The organism is Streptomyces antarcticus (genome assembly GCF_026627255.1).
GTDB lineage: Bacteria > Actinomycetota > Actinomycetes > Streptomycetales > Streptomycetaceae > Streptomyces > Streptomyces antarcticus.
The window spans coordinates 16775-34942 of sequence record NZ_JAPNLM010000043.1; the positions used below are offsets into that span (position 1 = coordinate 16775).

Below are 18168 nucleotides of genomic sequence, written 5' to 3' on the forward strand. Positions count from 1 at the left end.
CGGCTCCCCGGCGCCGGCGGGCCCTCCGGCCGCGGCGGATCGTGCCGGACCTCCGACCGCCGCGGATTCCGCCGCACCTCCGGCCGCCGCGGACCCTCCGGCTGCCGCAGGCCCCTCGGACGGTCCGGCCGTCGCGCCCGGCCGAGCCGCCGGTACCGCCGCGGCTGTCGTAGCCGTCACGGGCACCCCGGCAGCGGCGTCCGGGGCGCCTGCGGGCTGGTCGGTCGTCTCATCAGTCGCTGCCACGCGGTCAAGTCTCGCCCACCGGCCGCCCATCCGGCGAAGCCGCGTCCGGCCGAGCGGGGTCAGCGCATCGAGGCGGGCACGTCCATCGCGGAACACACCGCGCGCCACACGTCCTTGGCCTCCCAGCCCGCGTCCAGCGCCTGGTGGACGGTGCGTCCGCCCAGCTCCGTCATGACGTGGTCCCGCGCGAAGGAGTCCGCGTAGCCCGCACCGAAGTGCTCCGCCATCCGCTCCCAGAAAATCGTCAACCGCATGCCTCCAGTATCCCGCCCCGGAGAGTGCACCCGCCCCGTTTGTCCCCCTCCGGCGCACCACCGCGCCCTACGGTTTCTCGCATGCCTGGAGACGAAGCTCCCCCACCGGTCCACCCGGTCCACCCGGTCCACCCGGTCCACCCGGCCCCGACCGCCCCGCCGCAGGACCGGCTGGCCCGCGCCGAGCGGTTCATCTGGCTCACGGCCCGGGTGCTGGAGCAGCGGCGGTTCGCGTTCCACTTCCTCGGCGCGGACGCCGACCCCGTGGACGCCGCCCTCGGCGCCTACCTGGGCGACGACGGCGGCTACGGGCACGCGCTCGATCCGGATCTGCGCGGCCCGCTCAGCCAGCCCCTGCACACCGCGCACGCGCTGCGGGTCCTGGACGGCCTGGGCCGCTGCGGCGGGCAGCGGATCGAGCGGCTCTGCGGCCACCTGACCCGGGTCTCCACCGCGGACGGCGCCCTCCCGACCCTCGTCCCGGCCCCCCGCGGCCATCTCGCGGCCCCGTACCACCCCGCGTACGACGACCCTCCCGGCGAGCTGCTGGCCACGGGCCCCGTCGTCGGCGTACTGCACCGCAACCGGGTCTGGCACGCCTGGCTCTTCCGGGCCACGGACTTCTGCTGGGACCGCGTCGAGGGCATGCGCCAGTCGCATCCGTACGAGGTCCAGAGCGCGGTGGCCTTCCTCGACGGCGTCCCCGACCGGCCGCGCGCGGCCGCGGCCGCGGACCGGCTGGGGCGCCTCGCGCGCGAGCGAGGGCTGGTGGTGCTCGACCCCGGGCGGCGCGCCGAGTACCCGCCGGCCCCCGGCTACGCGCCGGCCGAGCAGCTGTTCCCGCACGACTTCGCGCGGGGACCCGGTTCGCTGGCCCGCGGCTGGTTCACCGACGAGGAGGTGCGCCGCTCGCTGGACTTCCTGGCCGCGCAGCAGCAGCCGGACGGCGGCTGGCCGGTGTACCGCCGGGAGTGGGCGCCGGGCAGCTCGCTGGAGCGGCGGCCCATCGCCACCCTGGAGGCCCTGCTCACCCTGCGGGCGTACGGGCGCCTGCCGGACGGCGCCGCTACCAGCCCAGCGCCCGGACCCCCGCGGTGACCAGCACGGCCGCGGCGACGACGACGAGGAACGGCGCCCGCAGCACCAGCGCCAGCCCGGCGGCCGCGAGCCCCGCGGCGCGGGCGTCGAGGACGAGCTCGTGCCCGGTGCTGAAGGTCTGCTGGGCGGTGAGCGCGGCGAGCAGCGCGACCGGCAGCAGGGCGGACAGGCGGCTCACCAGCGGCCGCTCCAGCGCCGCGGCGGGGACGAGGAGCCCGGCGAGCTTGACGGCGTAGCAGCCGACGACGGTGAGCCCGATGGCGATCCAGACGTTCACGAGCGGCGTCCCTTCATCCACAGCACCGCGGGAGCGGCGAGCGCCGCGATCAGCACGGGGACCCCGGCGGGCAGCACGGGCAGGAAGGCCAGCCCGAGGACGAGCGCGAGGGCGGCGACGGTCCGTTCGGTGGAGGTCTTGAGCATCGGCGCGAGCAGCGCCAGGAACACGGCGGGCCCGGCGGCGTCCAGGCCCCAGGCCCTGGTGTCCCCGATGGCCTCGGCGCCCAGGGCGCCCAGCAGGGTGGTGAGGTTCCACAGCACGTACAGGGTGAGCCCGGTGACGGTGAAGCCGAGCCGGGCCGACTTCCGGTCGGGCTGGGCCAGCGCCACGGCGGTGGTCTCGTCTATGACCCAGTGCGCGGCCAGCGGCCGTACGGGCCGGGGGAACGCCAGCAGCTGGGACAGCCGCAGGCCGTAGAAGGCGTTGCGGGTGCCGAGGAAGAAGGCCCCGGCGGCCGCGGTGAACGGGTTGCCGCCCGCGGCCAGCGCCCCGACCAGGGCGAACTGCGAGGCGCCGGTGAAGACGAGCAGGCTGAGCACGCAGGCCTGGAGCGTGCTGATCCCCGCCCCGGCCGCGGTCACCCCGAAGGCGAATCCGGACAGACCGACGGCCACCCCGACCCCGAGCGCGTCCCGGACGACGGCGCCCCGCGGCTTGTCGTCGACCCCGTCGGGGGCCTCTCGTATGACCATCTGATGTTCTCCCACGCCGCGAAGGTACGCAGGGAGGGCCGGTCCGGTCTTGTACGTTCTTGCGCGCTCGACCCGGGTCCCGGATCCCCGGCGGACCCTGCCGACGCGCCTGCCCGGCGGACCCTGCCGACGCGCCTGCCCGACGCGCCTGCCCGGCGGACTCGCCCGGCGCGCCTGCCCGGCGGGCCTACCCGGCGGCCCGCCCCCGCCGGTACGCGCCCGGGGGCACCCCCACGATCCGGGTGAAGTGCCGGTTCAGGTGCGGCTGGTCGGTGAAGCCGACGGCGACCGCCGCCTCCGCCGGCGGGGTCCCCGCGTCCAGCAGCCGGCGCGCCCGCCGGACCCTGGCGTCGGTCAGCCAGGTGTGCGGCGGCATCCCGTACCGCTCCCGGAAGGCCCGCAGCAGGGCGAACGGACTCGTCCCCAGACCGGCTGCCAGCTGCTCCAGCGAGGGCGGATCCGCCATCCGCTCCTCCAGCACGGCCCGCGCGGCCGCCGCGTCGGCGGCGCCCGCCCCGCGGACCGTACGCGGCGGCAGCGGGCCCGCGTGCCGGCCGAGCATCCGCGCCACCACGCCCCGCAGCAGGGTGTCGGCGGCCAGCGCGTTCCCCGCCTCGGCGGCCCGGTGCACGTCGGCGATCGCCCGCGAACCCTCCGGGTCGGTGACCATGTCGGCGGTGAAACCGGGGGTTCCGCGCAGCGTCCCGATCTCGGCGGCGACCTCGCCGATCAGCTCGCGGGAGGGATAGAGCGTGGAGTACGCCCACCCCTCCGGCACCCCGGCCCGCGCGGTGTGCGCGACCTCGGGGTTGATCAGGACCACGCTCCCCGGCCCGGCCCGCAGGGTGCCGCCCGGCAGCCCGATCTCCTCGACGCCGCCGGTGACGGCCGCGATGACGTACCCGTCGTGGGCGTGGCGCGGGAAGGTGTGGCGGACGTAGCGGGCACGCAGCAGGTCCAGCCCGGGCAGCTCCGGGTACCGCCAGTGCCGCGCCCACTCGCGGCGGTCCTCGTCCGTCCCCATCCCCCCATTCTGCGCCCCGCCGCGGACCGGCGTTTCCCCAGGTCCGGACCGTTGTCAGTGCCGGGGTGCAGGATGGGGACATGGTCGGCTCCGCGCTCGAATCGTTCTCCCCCGCGACCCGCTCCTGGTTCACGGGGGCCTTCGCCCTGCCCACCGCCGCCCAGGAGGGCGCGTGGCGGGCGATCGCCGAGGGCTCGGACGTGCTCGTCGTGGCGCCCACCGGATCGGGCAAGACGCTGGCCGCCTTCCTCGCCGCCCTCGACCAGCTCGCCTCGACCCCGCCGCCGGCCGAACCGAAGAAGCGCTGCCGGGTGCTGTACGTGTCGCCCCTGAAGGCGCTGGCCGTGGACGTCGAGCGCAACCTGCGCAGCCCGCTGACCGGCATCCGCCAGGAGTCCGTACGGATCGGCCTGCCCGAACCCGAGATCCGCGTCGGGATCCGCTCGGGGGACACCCCGCCCGCCGAGCGGCGCTCGCTGGCCGTCCGCCCGCCGGACATCCTCATCACCACGCCCGAGTCGCTGTTCCTGATGCTGACCTCGGCCGCCCGGGACGCCCTGGCCGGCATCGAGACGGTGATCCTGGACGAGGTGCACGCCGTCGCCGGCACCAAGCGCGGCGCGCACCTCGCCCTGTCCCTGGAGCGGCTGGACGAGCTGCTGCCGCGCCCCGCGCGCCGGATCGGGCTCTCCGCGACGGTCCGCCCGGTGGACGAGGTGGCCCGGTACCTGGCGCCGCGGGGCAAGGTGGAGATCGTCCAGCCGCCGTCCACCAAGGAGTTCGACCTGTCGGTGGTCGTGCCGGTGCAGGACATGGGCGAATTGGGCGGCTCCCCGGCCACGGAGGGGCGCGAGGGCGGGGACAAGCCGTCCATCTGGCCCCACGTGGAGGAGCGGATCGCCGACCTCGTCCAGGCCCACCGCTCGACGATCGTGTTCGCCAACTCCCGCCGGCTCGCCGAGCGGCTCTGCAACCGGCTCAACGAGATCGCGTACGAGCGCGCCACGGGCGAGCAGCTCCCCGAGGGCTCGCCCCCGGCCGAGATCATGGCCCAGTCGGGCGCCTCCCACGGCGCCCCGCCGCTGCTGGCCCGCGCGCACCACGGTTCGGTGTCCAAGGAGCAGCGGGCCCTGGTGGAGGAGGACCTGAAGGCGGGCCGGCTGCCCGCCGTGGTCGCCACCTCCAGCCTGGAACTGGGCATCGACATGGGCGCCGTGGACCTGGTGGTGCAGGTGGAGTCTCCGCCCTCGGTGGCCTCCGGGCTCCAGCGCGTGGGCCGCGCCGGCCACCAGGTGGGCGCGGTGTCCACCGGCGTGGTCTTCCCCAAGTACCGGGGCGACCTCGTGCAGGCCGCCGTGGTCACCGAGCGGATGCGCACCGGTTCGATCGAGTCCCTCCGCATCCCCTCCAACCCGCTCGACGTCCTGGCGCAGCAGCTCGTCGCGATGACCGCGATGGACACCTGGCAGGTCGACGACCTGATCGCGCTGGTGCGGCGGGCGGCGCCGTTCGCGGCGCTGCCCGAGTCGGCGTTCACAGCAGTGCTGGACATGCTGGCGGGCCGCTACCCGTCGGACGCGTTCGCCGAGCTGCGGCCGCGCGTGGTGTGGGACCGGGTGGCCGGGACGGTCACCGGGCGGCCCGGGGCCCAGCGCCTCGCGGTCACCTCCGGCGGCACTATCCCGGACCGCGGCCTCTTCGGCGTCTTCCTCGCGGGGTCGGACCCGAAGAAGGGCGGCGGCCGGGTCGGCGAGTTGGACGAGGAGATGGTGTACGAGTCCCGCGTCGGGGACGTGTTCACCCTGGGCACCACGACGTGGCGGATCGAGGACATCACCCGCGACCGGGTCCTGGTCACCCCGGCTCCCGGGGTGCCGGGCCGGCTGCCGTTCTGGAAGGGCGACCAGCTGGGCCGCCCGCTGGAGCTGGGCCGCGCGGTCGGCGCGTTCCTGCGCGAGCTGGGCGCCCTCTCCGGCGAGGACGCCCGGCTACGGCTGCTGGCGGCCGGCCTGGACGCCTGGGCCGCGGAGAACCTCCTGGCGTACCTGGCCGAGCAGCGCGAGGCCTGCGGGCACGTACCGGACGACCGGACCATCCTCGTGGAGCGCTTCCGCGACGAGCTGGGCGACTGGCGGGTCGTCGTCCACTCCCCGTTCGGCGCGCCGGTGCACGCCCCGTGGGCGCTGGCCCTCAGTGCCCGCCTCGCCGAGAAGTACGGCATGGACGCGCAGGTCATGCACGCCGACGACGGTATCGTGCTGCGCCTGCCGGACGCCGACCTGCTGTCCATGGACCTCCTGGACCACGACCCTGCGGGAACGCCGGCCTTCGAGTTCGACGACGAGCAGGCCCCGCTGGGCGCCGCCGACGTCGTCCTCGACCGCGGCGACGTCAACCAGATCGTCACCGACCAGGTCGGCGGCTCGGCGCTGTTCGCCTCCCGCTTCCGCGAGTGCGCGGCCCGCGCCCTGCTGCTGCCGCGGCGCAGCCCCGGCAAGCGCACCCCGCTGTGGCAGCAGCGCCAGCGCGCGTCCCAGCTGCTCCAGGTGGCTTCCGAGTTCGGATCCTTCCCGATCGTGCTGGAAGCCGTACGGGAATGCCTCCAGGACGTCTTCGACGTGCCCGGCCTGACCGAGCTGATGGGCGACATCGAGGCCCGGCGGGTCCGCCTCGTCGAGGTCACCACCCCGGAACCCTCCCCGTTCGCCCGCTCCCTCCTCTTCGGGTACGTCGCGCAGTTCCTGTACGAGGGCGACTCGCCCCTCGCCGAGCGCCGGGCGGCCGCGCTGTCGCTGGACTCCCGGCTGCTGGCCGAACTGCTGGGCCAGGCCGAGCTGCGCGAACTGCTCGACGCGCAGGTGCTGGAGGAGCTGGAGCGGGAGCTCCAGTGGCTCACCGAGGACCGCCGGGCGAAGGACGCCGAGTCGGTCGCCGACCTGCTGCGCCTGCTGGGCCCCCTCACCGGCGCCGAGCTGGCCGAGCGCGGCGCTGATCCGGCCTGGGCCGCCGCCCTGTCCGCGGCCCGGCGCGCGATCTCCGTCCGGATCGGCGGACAGGACCACTGGGCCGCGATCGAGGACGCGGGCCGGCTGCGGGACGCCCTGGGCACGGCGCTGCCGGTCGGTGTCCCGGAGGCGTTCACGGAGCCGGTCAAGGACCCCCTCGGGGACCTCCTCGCCCGGTACGCCCGCACCCACGGGCCGTTCACGACGGCCGCCGCGGCCGCCCGCTTCGGCCTGGGCGCGGCGGTCACCGAGGGCGCGCTCCACCGGCTCGCGGCGGCCGGCCGGGTGGTCCAGGGAGAGTTCCACCCGGCGGGCATCGGCCAGGAGTGGTGCGACGCGACGGTGCTGCGACGGCTCCGCCGCCGCTCCCTGGCCGCGCTCCGCCAGGAACTGGAACCGGTGCCGCCGGACTCGCTGGCCACGTTCCTCCCGCAGTGGCAGCACGTGGGCGGCGCCCTGCGCGGCATCGACGGCCTGGCCCGGGCGGTGGAACAGCTCCAGGGCGCCCCGGTACCGGCGTCCGCCCTGGAGCGCCTGATCCTGCCCTCCCGGGTCGCGGGATACTCCCCCGCCCTGCTGGACGACCTGACCACCACCGGCGAGGTCGTCTGGGCGGGCGCCGGGGCCCTCCCGGGCAAGGACGGCTGGATCTCGCTCTACCTGGCCGACGCGGCCCCCCTGCTCCTGCCCCAGCCGCACCCCCTGGAGCTCGGCCCGCTCCACCAGGCGGTCCTGGACTCCCTCGCCGGGGGGTACGGGCTGTTCTTCCGCCAGATCACCGACTCCGTCCGGGCCGGCCACCCGGAGGCGTCGGACCTGGCCCTGTCCGAGGTGCTGTGGGACCTGGCCTGGTCGGGCCGGCTGACGAACGACACCCTGGCCCCGCTGCGCTCCCTGCTGGGTTCAGGCCGCACGGCGGGCGCGACGGCCCACCGCGCCCGCCGGACCGTCCCGCGCGGCCGGTACGGCACCCTGAGCGCGACCGTGTCCCGGACCGGCCCGCCGACCGTGTCGGGCCGCTGGTCCCTCCTGCCCCTCCGGGCCCCCGACCCCACCCACCGCGCCCACGCCCTGGCCCGCACCCTGCTGGACCGCCACGGAGTCGTCACCCGCGGAGCGGTGGCGGCCGAAGGCGTGGAGGGCGGTTTCAGCGCGGTCTACCGCATCCTGGCGGCCTTCGAGGACAGCGGCCAGGCCCGCCGGGGGTACGTGGTGGAAGGACTCGGAGCCGCGCAGTTCGCGATGGACGGCGCGGTGGACCGGCTCCGGGCCGCCGAGCGCACCCCGCCCCCGCTGGCGGCGGTGGTCCTGGCCGCCGCCGACCCCGCGAACGCCTACGGCGCCGCCCTGCCCTGGCCGGAGCCCCCGGTCGGCGCCACCCACAAGCCGGGCCGCAAGGCGGGCTCGCTGGTGGTGCTGGTCGACGGGGAACTCACCCTGTATCTGGAGCGCGGCGGCAAGACCCTCCTCGCCTGGCCCCCGCCGGACGATCCCCGCCTCACGTCGGCGGTCGCGGCCCTGGCGGGCGCCTGCCGCGCGGGCACCATCCCCGCCCTGACGGTGGAGCGCGTCAACGCGGCCGCCTCCCTGACCTCCCCGTACGGCCCGCCCCTGGAAGCCTCCGGCTTCCACGCCACCCCCCGGGGCCTGCGCCTGCGCACCTGACGGCCGCGGGGCCCTCACCCCTTCCGCGTCCCGGCCTCCACGTCCGTGGCGCGCCCCGCAGCCACGGCCGGGCCCGCAGCCGTCCCCCTCGACGACAATGCCTCGCCACGGGCGGAGAAGATCCACGAACGGAGAACCACCTCAGCCACGGCCGGGTCCACAGCCGTCCCCCTCAGCGACAATGCCTCGCCACGGGCGGAGGAGGTCCGCGGACGGAGAACCACCCTGGGCACGGCCGCCGCGCCGCCCGCCGGCCCCAGTCGGCCCCCGCCAGTCGCCCCCCACCGGCCGGCCGCCGCCTCCCCACCCCGCACCCCACACCCCGCACCCCACAACGGAACCGCGCCACCGGCACGGGGCCCGCCGCCGCGCGACAATGTCCGCATGCCCGAAGGAGACAGCGTCCACCGCGCAGCCGCCCGCCTCCACGCGGCCCTCGCGGGCCGCCCCCTCACCCGCAGCGACCTGCGCGTCCCCCGCTTCGCCACCGCCGACCTCACCGGCCGCACCACGCTCGACGTCACCCCCCGCGGCAAGCACCTCCTCGCCCGGTTCGAGGGTGGCCTCACCCTCCACAGCCACCTCCGCATGGACGGCGCCTGGCACGTCTTCCCCGCGGGTGCCCGCTGGCGCGGCGGCCCCGACTACGAGGTCCGCGCGGTCCTCGGCACCGCCGAGCACACCGCCGTCGGCTACCGCCTCCCCGTCCTGGAGCTGATCCGGACCGCCGACGAGGACCAAGCCGTGGGGCACCTCGGCCCCGATCTCCTCGGCCCGGACTGGGACCCCGACCGGGCGGCGGCGAACCTCCTCGCGGTTCCCGACCGCCCGCTCGGCGAGGCCCTCCTCGACCAGCGCAACCTCGCCGGGATCGGCAACATCTACAAGTCCGAGCTCTGCTTCCTGGCCCAGGCGACCCCCTGGACCCCCGTCGGCGCGCTCCCCGACCCCCCTGCGACCCTGCCCCGCATCGCCTCCGCCGCCCAGCGCCTCCTCGCCGCGAACATCGGCGACAGGGCGCGCGGCCGCCGCAACACCACGGGCATCGGCCGCCCCGGCCCCGACCTCTTCGTGTACGGCCGTGCCCGCCGCCCCTGCCTGCGCTGCGGCGCCCCCGTCCGCGAAGCCGAGCAGGACGGCCGCCCCACGTACTGGTGCCCCCGCTGCCAGACCGGACCCACTCCTTAGTTGACGCCCCGTCAGATTCGGTCGTACGGTCCCGGCATGCCCACACCCGCGCCCGCACCCGCATCCCCCACAGCCACACCCACGCCCACACCCACGCCCACCCCGCCCTCCCCCCACGACCTCACCGGCCGCACCGCCCTGATCACCGGCGCCGCCGGCGGCATCGGCCGCGCCACCGCCCTCGCCCTCGCCGGAGCGGGCGCGCACGTGCACTGCGCCGACCGCGACGAGACCGGCCTCGCCGAGACCGCCGCGCTCGTCGCCGCGGCCGGCGGCGCCGCCACCGTCCACCCCCTCGACGTCACCGACCGGGCCGCCCTCCGCGCCGCCGTCACCGCGGCCGGCCCCCTCGACATCGCCGCCGCGATAGCCGGGATCATGCACACCAGCAGCGTCCTGGAGACGGCTGACGAGGACCTCGACCGGATCCTGGACGTCAATTTCAAGGGTGTCCTGCGCACCTGCCAGGAGGCCGCCCGCTCCATGATCGCCGCGGGCCGCCCCGGCTCGATCGTCACCATGGCCTCCGGCGCCGTGGACGCCGCCCAGCCCGGCCTGCTCTGCTACAGCGCAGCCAAGGCCGCGGTCGTCCAGCTGACCAAGACCCTCGCCACCGAGGCCGGCCCGCACGGCATCCGCGTCAACGCCGTCGCCCCCGGCTGGATCCGCACGCCGATGACCGGCCGCCACGGCCCCGAGGTCCAGGAGCGGACCGAGGCGATGATGATCCGGATGTCCCCGCTGCGGCGGGTCGGCGAGCCCGAGGACATCGCCCAGGCCGTGCTCTACCTGGCCTCGGACGCCTCATCCTTCATGACGGGCCAGATCCTTCGCCCGAACGGCGGAGTCGCGATGCCGTGGTAGCCCAGCCGTCGCCGCCCCCGGCCCCCGCCTCGCCCGCACGGGCCGCCTGCGCCGCGCCGGCCATCCCCGCGACGCCGTTCATCCGGGTCGCACCCGCCACAGCGACCGCGGCCGCCTCAGCGGCCGCCCGCCGTGCCTTCCGTACGGGACCCGGCACGCAGTGCACCGGCAGCAGCCCCAGGCCCCAGCCGCCCACGGCCACCGCGCCCTCCACGGTCCCCGCCTCCGCGGGTGCGAGGACGAGCCGCAGCACGGCCCACCACCACAGGGCGCCCACCGTCAGCGCGAGGGCCGGAGCCACGGGTATGCGCAGCGAACGCCGCACGGCTACCTCCCAGGGACCGGGGACGGACCCGGACGGCCCCATCCTCCCGCACCCCCCTCACCCCCGCACCCAGAACGGCACAGAGCCCCGGCCGGCGCTCAAGGCACCGGCCGGGGCTCCGGCCACACTCACACGCTCACGTGCTCGCTCACGCGGCTACGACATTCACCGCTTCCGCGGGCGCCTTGATGGTCACCCGCTCCGGTCCGGCCGTGACCGAGGTCATGGAGACCGAATTGAGCATCGGGCGGACCGGTACCTTCACCGGTTCGCTTGCCGCGGCCGACTGTGCCAGCTCGGCAAGCGACAGTTCGTCGCTGACTTCGCGCATCAGCTCGGACATCCGTACGTCCAACGCGTCGCAGATCGCGGAGAGCAACTCGGAGGATGCCTCCTTCTGCCCCCGCTCCACCTCGGAGAGATAACCGAGCGAAACTCGGGCCGACGAGGAGACTTCGCGCAGAGTACGGCCCTGGCGCTGGCGCTGCCGACGCAGCACGTCACCCAGCAGGCGACGGAGCAGAATCATCGGTGGCTCCCTCCTCTGACCGTGTAGCCGCATCCTTCACGCCCCACCGTACCGCCTCGCGCCGCGGCCGTGCGGGGAGCGATGTCGTGTTCACTCAGGGCTGCAAACATCAAATCCCCCCGTTCCGTTCCGTATCCTGCCTCCGCGCATTCTCGCGGAGTTGGCTTGAGAGAAGTTCGAGTACTGTGCGCGCACTCTCCCTACGAATTTCCGTACGGGAGCCGTTCAACCACAGCCGGGCCGTTTTCCCGCCCTCCGGACCCGAAACGGAGACGAAGACGGTGCCCACCGGCTGACCGTCCTGCGGGTCCGGACCGGCCACCCCGGTGGTCGCGATTCCCCACGACGCGCCCATGACCCGCCGCACCCCGGCCGCCATCTCCTCGGCGACCTGCGCGTTCACCGCGCCCTCGGCCTCGAGCAGCCCGGCGTCCACGCCCAGGACGCGGTGCTTGAGCTCCGTGGCGTACGCCGTCACGGAGCCGCGGAAGGACCGGGAGGCGCCCGGGACGGCCGTGAGTTCGGACGCGACCATGCCGCCGGTCAGCGATTCGGCCACGGCGAGGGTCTCGTCACTCTCCGCCAGCAGCCGCAGCACTTCCGCGGCCACTGCGGCCACACCCGCCCCCGCGGCCCCTCGGGCCGCACCGTCCGCCAGAGGGGGAAGCGCCCCCGCCGCGTGCGTCACCGCGCGGCCCGCTCCGCGGCGATTCCCCTGCGGCGCAGTACGAGGGCCTGGCGGATGTAATCCAAACCGGTGACGACGGTCAGCACGACGGCGAGCGCCATCGCCCAGAAGCGCAGGGTCGCCAGCGGTCCGGTCAGCGCCAGGACGTACATGCCCACCGCCGTGCCCTGGGCCAGGGTCTTCATCTTGCCGCCCCGGCTGGCCGGAATCACTCCGTGCCGGATCACCCAGAAGCGCAGCAGCGTGATCCCGAGTTCCCGCCCGAGGATCACCCCGGTCACCCACCAGGGCAGGTCGCCGAGCCAGGAGAGGCAGATCAGCGCGGACCCCATGATCGCCTTGTCGGCGATCGGGTCGGCGATCTGGCCGAAGTCCGTGACCAGGTTGTACGTGCGGGCCAGGTGTCCGTCGAAGATGTCCGTGATCATGGCGACGGCGAAGGCCGCCCATGCCCAGGCCCGCCAGACGGGGTCGTAGCCCCCGTCGGCGAGCAGGAGCAGGACGAATCCCGGCACCAGTACGAGCCGGACCATCGTCAGGATGTTGGCGATGTTCCACAGGCTGGCCTGATTGACGGCCGTGGTCCCGAGCTGTGCGCCGGGGACGGGCCGGCGGCCGGTCCCGCCCGCCGCAGGTGCCGGGACTCCGGTCATCCGGCCGCCTCCTCGAACTCCAGGCCCAAGGGCTCGGCCACCAGGTCCACGCCCAGCGTGCCGACCACCTTCGCCGTGACGATGCGCCCGGGGACCAGGCCGGCGCCGTCCGTGAAGACGACCTGCCCGTCGGTCTCGGGAGCCTGGTGGGCGGCGCGTCCGTAGGCGCCCTCGCCCTCCTCCGCCTCGTCGAGCGGCACGACCGTCTCGACGAGTACCTCCAGGGTCTCCCCGATCCGCTCCTCCGCGCGCTGCGAGGTGAGCTCCTCGGCGAGGCGCTGCATGTGGGCGAGGCGCTCGGCGATGGTCTCGGCGTCGAGCTTGTTCTCGTACGTGACGGCCTCGGTGCCGTCCTCGTCGGAGTAGCCGAAGACACCGATGGCGTCGAGCCGCGCGTGGGTGAGGAAACGCTCCAGCTCGGCGAAGTCCGACTCCTTCTCGCCGGGGAAACCGACGATGAAGTTGGACCGGACGCCGGCCTGCGGGGCCTTGGTGCGGATGGTGTCCAGCAGTTCCAGGAACCGGTCGGTGTCACCGAAGCGGCGCATGGCGCGCAGCACGTCGGGGGCCGAGTGCTGGAAGGACAGGTCGAAGTACGGGACGACCTTGGGGGTCGAGGTCAGTACGTCGATCAGGCCGGGCCGCATCTCGGCGGGCTGGAGGTAGCTGACGCGGACGCGCTCGATGCCGTCCACCTCGGCGAGCTCGGGCAGCAGGGTCTCCAGCAGGCGGATGTCGCCGAGGTCCTTGCCGTACGAGGTGTTGTTCTCGGAGACCAGCATGATCTCCTTGACGCCCTGCTCGGCGAGCCAGCGGGTCTCGCCCAGCACGTCGCTGGGGCGGCGGGAGATGAAGGAGCCGCGGAAGGACGGGATGGCGCAGAAGGAGCAGCGCCGGTCGCAGCCGGAGGCCAGCTTGACCGAGGCCACGGGGCTCTTGTCCAGACGGCGGCGCAGGGGCGCGCGCGGGCCGGAGGCGGGCGCGAGGCCGTCGGGGAGGTCTGCCGGCGCGGGAGCCGGCTCCTGGGCGTGGCCGGGGAGCGCGACCGCGGTGTCCTGGCGCTCCGCGGGGCTGATCGGCAGCAGCTTGCGCCGGTCGCGCGGGGTGTGGGAGGCGTGGATGCCGCCGTTGAGAATGGTCTGCAGGCGGTCGGAGATGTCGGCGTAGTCGTCGAAGCCGAGCACGCCGTCCGCCTCGGGGAGCGCTTCGGCGAGTTCCTTGCCGTAGCGCTCGGCCATGCAGCCGACCGCGACGACGGCCTGCGTCCTGCCCTGGTCCTTGAGGTCGTTGGCTTCCAGCAGGGCGTCTACGGAGTCCTTCTTGGCGGCTTCGACGAAGCCGCAGGTGTTGACGACGGCTACGTCCGCGTTCGCGGCGTCCTCGACGAGCTCCCAGCCATCCGCCGCCAAGCGGCCTGCGAGCTCCTCCGAGTCCACCTCGTTACGGGCGCAGCCAAGAGTGACAAGGGCGACGGTACGGCGTTCGGGCATGGACTCAAGACTACTTCGTCCCGGCGGCGGCCCCCGCCCACGTCCCCCCACGACAAGATCCCCGGAGTGCGGCGCAGCACTCCGGGGATCTCGAATCGGGCGTTCCGCCCGGGGGCGGCCCTGGTCAGCCCGCCTGCGGCTGACCCTGGAGGGGGTCTTCCTTGGTGTAGGTGAGACGTTCCACCTGGCCGGGCTGGAAGTCGTCTTTGATCTCCTTGCCGTTCACGAAGAGCTTCACGGCCCCGGCGTCGCCGAGCACGAGGTCGACGGACTCCTTGTCGGTGAACGTCTTGGACTCACCCTGCGTGAGGGTTCCGTCGAAGAGGAGCCGGCCGCTGTGGTCCTTCGCGGAGATCCAGCTCTCGCCCGTGTCCGCCGTCAGGACGACCGTGACGAGGTCCTTGGGCGCGGCGGCGATGGCACTGTCCGAAGGCTCCGGCTTGGGCGCCTTCGGGCTCTGGGGGGCTTGCGGGGACTGGGACGCCGGCTGCTTGCCGCCGGACTGCTTGGGGGCGGGCTGCGGGGCGGCGGAACCTTCCGCCACCGGCTGCTTCGCCTTCTCGTCGTCGCCGCCGAAGGCGGTGAAGCCGACGAAGCCGATCACGGCGACGATGGCGGCGACCATGGCGGCGGTCCAGTTGGGCCGCTGCCTCTCGGGGCGGATGCGCTCGGCTTCGAACATCGGCGCGGCGGGGGTGGGGGCCGGCCGGCCGCCGTAGCTCTCGATCAGTGGTTCCGGATCGAGGTTGACGGCGCGGGCGAGCGTACGGATGTGACCGCGGGCGTATACGTCGCCGCCGCAGCGGGTGAAGTCGTCCTCTTCGATCGCGTGCACGATCGGGATGCGCACGCGGGTGGTGGAGCTGACCTCGTCGACGGTGAGCCCGGCGGCGATCCGGGCCTTCTTGAGGGCCGTCCCGATGGACGGTCCTTCGACGGAGCGTTCGACGATGCGGTCCTCGGACCGGTCGTCGGTCGAAGGACGCTCATCTTCGGGGGAGTTGGCGTTGCCGATGGACACGAGGGCGCCTTTCGAGCGTGTAGCCACCTGCTGGATGTCCAGTCTAGGGGGGTGACGAAAGGGTGGAGCAACCGGAGGGTGCACTTCCTACGCCATCCGAATGGCGAAGCAAGATCCGTTTCCGGCGCGGTGGCCCTGCGCCGTGCACGTGGCCGTGCGCGCGGTGCCACCACCTCCGTTCAACTTGACGCGCGCCCGGGGGAAACGGTTGCTCGCCGATCCCTTACGGGTGAGCCTCCCCGCGGATGACGGCGAGCAGTCCGTCCAGCTCGTCCGCCTTGAGCAGCACGTCACGGGCCTTGGAGCCCTCGCTCGGGCCGACGATCCCGCGCGATTCCATCAGGTCCATGAGCCGGCCGGCCTTCGCGAAGCCCACCCGCAGCTTGCGCTGGAGCATCGAGGTGGAGCCGAACTGGGTGGTGACCACGAGCTCCGCCGCCTGGCACAGCAGGTCGAGGTCGTCGCCGATGTCCTCGTCGATGTCCTTCTTCTGCTTCTGCCCGACCGTGACGTCGTCCCGGAAGACGGGGGCCATCTGGTCCTTGCAGTGCTGGACGATCCCGGCGATCTCGTCCTCGGTGACGAAGGCGCCCTGGAGGCGGACCGGCTTGTTGGCCCCCATCGGCAGGAACAGCCCGTCGCCCTTGCCGATCAGCTTCTCGGCGCCCGGCTGGTCGAGGATGACCCGGCTGTCGGCGAGGGAGGAGGTGGCGAAGGCGAGCCGCGAGGGCACGTTCGCCTTGATCAGGCCGGTGACCACGTCGACCGAGGGCCGCTGGGTGGCGAGCACCAGGTGGATGCCGGCCGCGCGGGCCAGCTGGGTGATCCGGACGATGGAGTCCTCGACGTCGCGCGGGGCCACCATCATCAGGTCGGCGAGCTCGTCGACGATCACCAGCAGGTACGGGTACGGGCTCAGCTCCCGCTCGCTGCCCGGCGGCAGTTTGATCTTGCCGTCCCGGATGGCCTGGTTGAAGTCGTCGATGTGCCGGTAGCCGAAGGCGGCCAGGTCGTCGTAGCGCAGGTCCATCTCGCGCACGACCCACTGGAGCGCCTCGGCGGCCCGCTTGGGGTTGGTGATGATCGGCGTGATCAGGTGCGGAATGCCCTCGTACGCCGTCAGCTCGACGCGCTTGGGGTCCACCAGCACCATCCGGACGTCCTCCGGGGTGGCCCGGACCATCACGGAGGTGATCAGGCAGTTGATGCAGGAGGACTTTCCGGAGCCGGTGGCGCCGGCCACCAGCACGTGCGGCATCTTGGCGAGGTTGGCCATGACGTAGCCGCCCTCGACGTCCTTGCCGAGCGCGACGAGCATCGGGTGGTCGTCCTCGGCCGCGTCCGCCAGTCGCAGGACGTCGCCGAGGTTGACCATCTCGCGGTCGGTGTTCGGGATCTCGATGCCGACCGCGGACTTGCCGGGGATCGGGCTGATGATCCGGACGTCCGGGGACGCCACCGCGTAGGCGATGTTCTTCGCCAGCGCCGTGATCCGCTCGACCTTCACGGCCGCGCCGAGGGTCACCTCGTAGCGGGTGACCGTCGGTCCCCGGGTGAAGCCGGTGACCTTCGCGTCGACCTTGAACTCGGTGAAGACGTTCGTCAGCGAGTCGACCACGGCGTCGTTGGCGGCGCTGCGCGTCTTGCCGGGGCCGCCGCGCTCCAGCAGGTCGAGCGACGGCAGCGAGTACGTGATGTCCCCGCGCAGCTGGAGCTGCTCGGCGCGCGGCGGCAGCGGCTGGCTCTCCGGCGCGGTCTTGGTCAGGTCGGGCACCGCCAGCGTCCCGGACACCGCGGCGGTGGTGTCGTGCGGCTCCTCGGCGGGCGGCGCCGCGGGAGGGGTCGCGGGCGGCGCCGGTACGGGCCGCTCCGCGCGCGCCGGCGGCACCGGGGCGGTGGGCTCCGCGCCCTCCCGCTCGGGGGTGATCCCCTGGGTCAGGTCGGCGACGAGCGGGGACGGCGGCAGCCCGCCGTACACCGCGCCGTCCAGGGCGGCGGCGGCCGCGGCGGCCACGTCGACGGCGTCCATCTCGCGGTTCATGGCCGGCCGGGCCGAACTCCGCCGCGGGCGGCGGCGCCGGGTGAGCGCCTCCTCCTCGGCGACGTCCGCCGGGTCGCCGGACTGCGCGTCGGCGCCGCCGCGGGCCCGCCACCGCTCCGGATCGTGCCGGTCGCCGGGGGCCGGGCCGGCCTCGTGGTCCCCGTAGCCCTCGTCGTACTCGTTCGGCGCGATGATCCCGAGCCGGATGCCGAGCCGCCGCAGCCGCTGCGGGATGGCGTTGACCGGGGTCGCGGTGACCACCAGCAGTCCGAAGACCGTCAGCAGCACCAGCATCGGCACGGCCAGCGGCGCGCCCATGGTGAAGATCAGCGGCTTGGAGGCGCCCCACCCGATCAGCCCGCCCGCGTCCTGCATGGCGGTGGTGCCCTCGTCCCGGCCGGGCGCTCCGCAGGCGATGTGGACCAGGCCCAGGACACCGATGGCGAGGGCGGAGAGTCCGATGCCGATCCGGCCGTTGGCGTCGGCCTGCTCGGGGTGCCGGATGAAGCGCACCGCCATGACCCCGAGCAGGATCGGTACGAGCAGGTCGAGCCGGCCGAAGGCCCCGGTGACCAGCATCGTGACCAGGTCCCCGACGGGACCGCTCAGGTTCGACCAGGTTCCGGCGGCGACGATCAGCGCGAGGGCGAGGAGCAGCAGCGCCAGGCCGTCCTTGCGGTGGGCCGGATCCAGGTTCTTGGCACCCTGGCCGATGCCGCGGAAGACCGCGCCGACCGCGTGCGCGCAGCCCAGCCAGACGGCGCGCACCAGCCGCACCACACCCCCGGTCGGTGAGGGCGCGGGCTTGGCCGCGACCTTCTTGACCGGTGCGCGCCGGGCCGCCGCGGCCTTCTTCGCGGGAGGTCTGCGCGCGGGAGCCGCCTTCTTCGCCGGCGCCGTCGTACGGCCGGTGCGGCCCTTCGCGGTGCCCGCGGTGCTCGGGGAACCCTTACCGGACGTACTTGAGGCCATGGGGCCGAGGTTACCGGTGCGCACGCCGGTGGACACGCGTGCCCACCCCTTCACCCGTTCGTGTCGCCCGCCCCACCGGTGCTTTGACACTCCGCCAGACCTGACGCCCGCCCAGGACGCTCCCCGGCCGGGC

General features: G+C 74.4%; 15 protein-coding genes. 4 read left to right on the forward strand and 11 right to left on the reverse strand.

Features of this window, described 5'->3' with window-relative positions:
- Positions 1 to 305: 305 nt before the first annotated feature.
- Positions 306 to 500 (reverse strand): DUF3046 domain-containing protein, encoded by a 195-nt coding sequence (locus OTB16_RS36285; RefSeq protein ID WP_267726798.1) that lies wholly within the window; start codon positions 498 to 500, stop codon positions 306 to 308.
- Positions 501 to 581: 81 nt separating this feature from the next.
- Between OTB16_RS36285 and OTB16_RS36290 the strand changes: the two genes are divergently transcribed.
- On the forward strand, positions 582 to 1598 hold the full coding sequence (locus OTB16_RS36290; RefSeq protein WP_267726799.1) for a hypothetical protein: 1017 nt from the start codon (positions 582 to 584) through the stop codon (positions 1596 to 1598).
- On the opposite strand, the gene OTB16_RS36295 is transcribed toward OTB16_RS36290, so the two are convergent.
- The 3 genes from OTB16_RS36295 to OTB16_RS36305 form a co-directional block, all read right to left on the reverse strand.
- Positions 1567 to 1875 (reverse strand): AzlD domain-containing protein, encoded by a 309-nt coding sequence (locus OTB16_RS36295; protein WP_267726801.1) that lies wholly within the window; start codon positions 1873 to 1875, stop codon positions 1567 to 1569. The two genes, OTB16_RS36290 and OTB16_RS36295, sit on opposite strands and share 32 nt — an antisense overlap.
- Entirely contained in the window at positions 1872 to 2570 is a 699-nt protein-coding gene (locus OTB16_RS36300) for an AzlC family ABC transporter permease (protein WP_267726831.1), read from the reverse strand. The genes OTB16_RS36295 and OTB16_RS36300 overlap by 4 nt, the downstream gene beginning before the upstream one ends.
- 187 nt (positions 2571 to 2757) lie before the next feature.
- Positions 2758 to 3594 (reverse strand): AraC family transcriptional regulator, encoded by an 837-nt coding sequence (locus tag OTB16_RS36305; protein WP_267726802.1) that lies wholly within the window; start codon positions 3592 to 3594, stop codon positions 2758 to 2760.
- Positions 3595 to 3674: 80 nt separating this feature from the next.
- Here OTB16_RS36305 and OTB16_RS36310 point away from each other — a divergent pair, with 80 nt between their 5' ends.
- From OTB16_RS36310 to OTB16_RS36320, 3 genes are all read left to right on the forward strand, one after another.
- A complete protein-coding gene (locus tag OTB16_RS36310) occupies positions 3675 to 8264 on the forward strand; it encodes an ATP-dependent helicase (protein ID WP_267726804.1) in 4590 nt (1529 codons plus the stop codon).
- Between the two features lie 384 nt (positions 8265 to 8648).
- Positions 8649 to 9452 (forward strand): Fpg/Nei family DNA glycosylase, encoded by an 804-nt coding sequence (locus tag OTB16_RS36315; protein ID WP_267726806.1) that lies wholly within the window; start codon positions 8649 to 8651, stop codon positions 9450 to 9452.
- On the forward strand, positions 9453 to 10316 hold the full coding sequence (locus OTB16_RS36320) for an SDR family NAD(P)-dependent oxidoreductase (protein ID WP_267726808.1): 864 nt from the start codon (positions 9453 to 9455) through the stop codon (positions 10314 to 10316).
- On the opposite strand, the gene OTB16_RS36325 is transcribed toward OTB16_RS36320, so the two are convergent.
- The 7 genes from OTB16_RS36325 to OTB16_RS36355 form a co-directional block, all read right to left on the reverse strand.
- Entirely contained in the window at positions 10264 to 10641 is a 378-nt protein-coding gene (locus OTB16_RS36325) for a hypothetical protein (protein WP_267726810.1), read from the reverse strand. The two genes, OTB16_RS36320 and OTB16_RS36325, sit on opposite strands and share 53 nt — an antisense overlap.
- A 148-nt stretch (positions 10642 to 10789) precedes the next feature.
- Entirely contained in the window at positions 10790 to 11170 is a 381-nt protein-coding gene (locus tag OTB16_RS36330; RefSeq protein WP_267726812.1) for a helix-turn-helix domain-containing protein, read from the reverse strand.
- A gap of 109 nt (positions 11171 to 11279) precedes the next feature.
- Positions 11280 to 11789 carry a CinA family protein gene (locus OTB16_RS36335; RefSeq protein WP_267726814.1) on the reverse strand — a complete coding sequence of 170 codons (510 nt, stop codon included), beginning with the start codon at positions 11787 to 11789 and terminating at the stop codon, positions 11280 to 11282.
- A gap of 65 nt (positions 11790 to 11854) precedes the next feature.
- Entirely contained in the window at positions 11855 to 12511 is a 657-nt protein-coding gene (gene pgsA / locus OTB16_RS36340; RefSeq protein ID WP_267726816.1) for a CDP-diacylglycerol--glycerol-3-phosphate 3-phosphatidyltransferase, read from the reverse strand.
- Positions 12508 to 14001, reverse strand: coding sequence for a 30S ribosomal protein S12 methylthiotransferase RimO (gene rimO / locus OTB16_RS36345; RefSeq protein ID WP_267726818.1), 1494 nt, complete (start codon positions 13999 to 14001; stop codon positions 12508 to 12510). Before rimO ends, pgsA begins: the two co-directional genes overlap by 4 nt.
- 124 nt (positions 14002 to 14125) lie before the next feature.
- The gene (locus OTB16_RS36350) at positions 14126 to 15022 is read right to left on the reverse strand and encodes a helix-turn-helix domain-containing protein (protein WP_267726820.1); all 897 of its coding nucleotides are present in this window, start codon (positions 15020 to 15022) and stop codon (positions 14126 to 14128) included.
- Between the two features lie 223 nt (positions 15023 to 15245).
- On the reverse strand, positions 15246 to 18035 hold the full coding sequence (locus tag OTB16_RS36355) for an FtsK/SpoIIIE family DNA translocase (RefSeq protein WP_267726822.1): 2790 nt from the start codon (positions 18033 to 18035) through the stop codon (positions 15246 to 15248).
- Between the last annotated feature and the right edge of the window lie 133 nt (positions 18036 to 18168).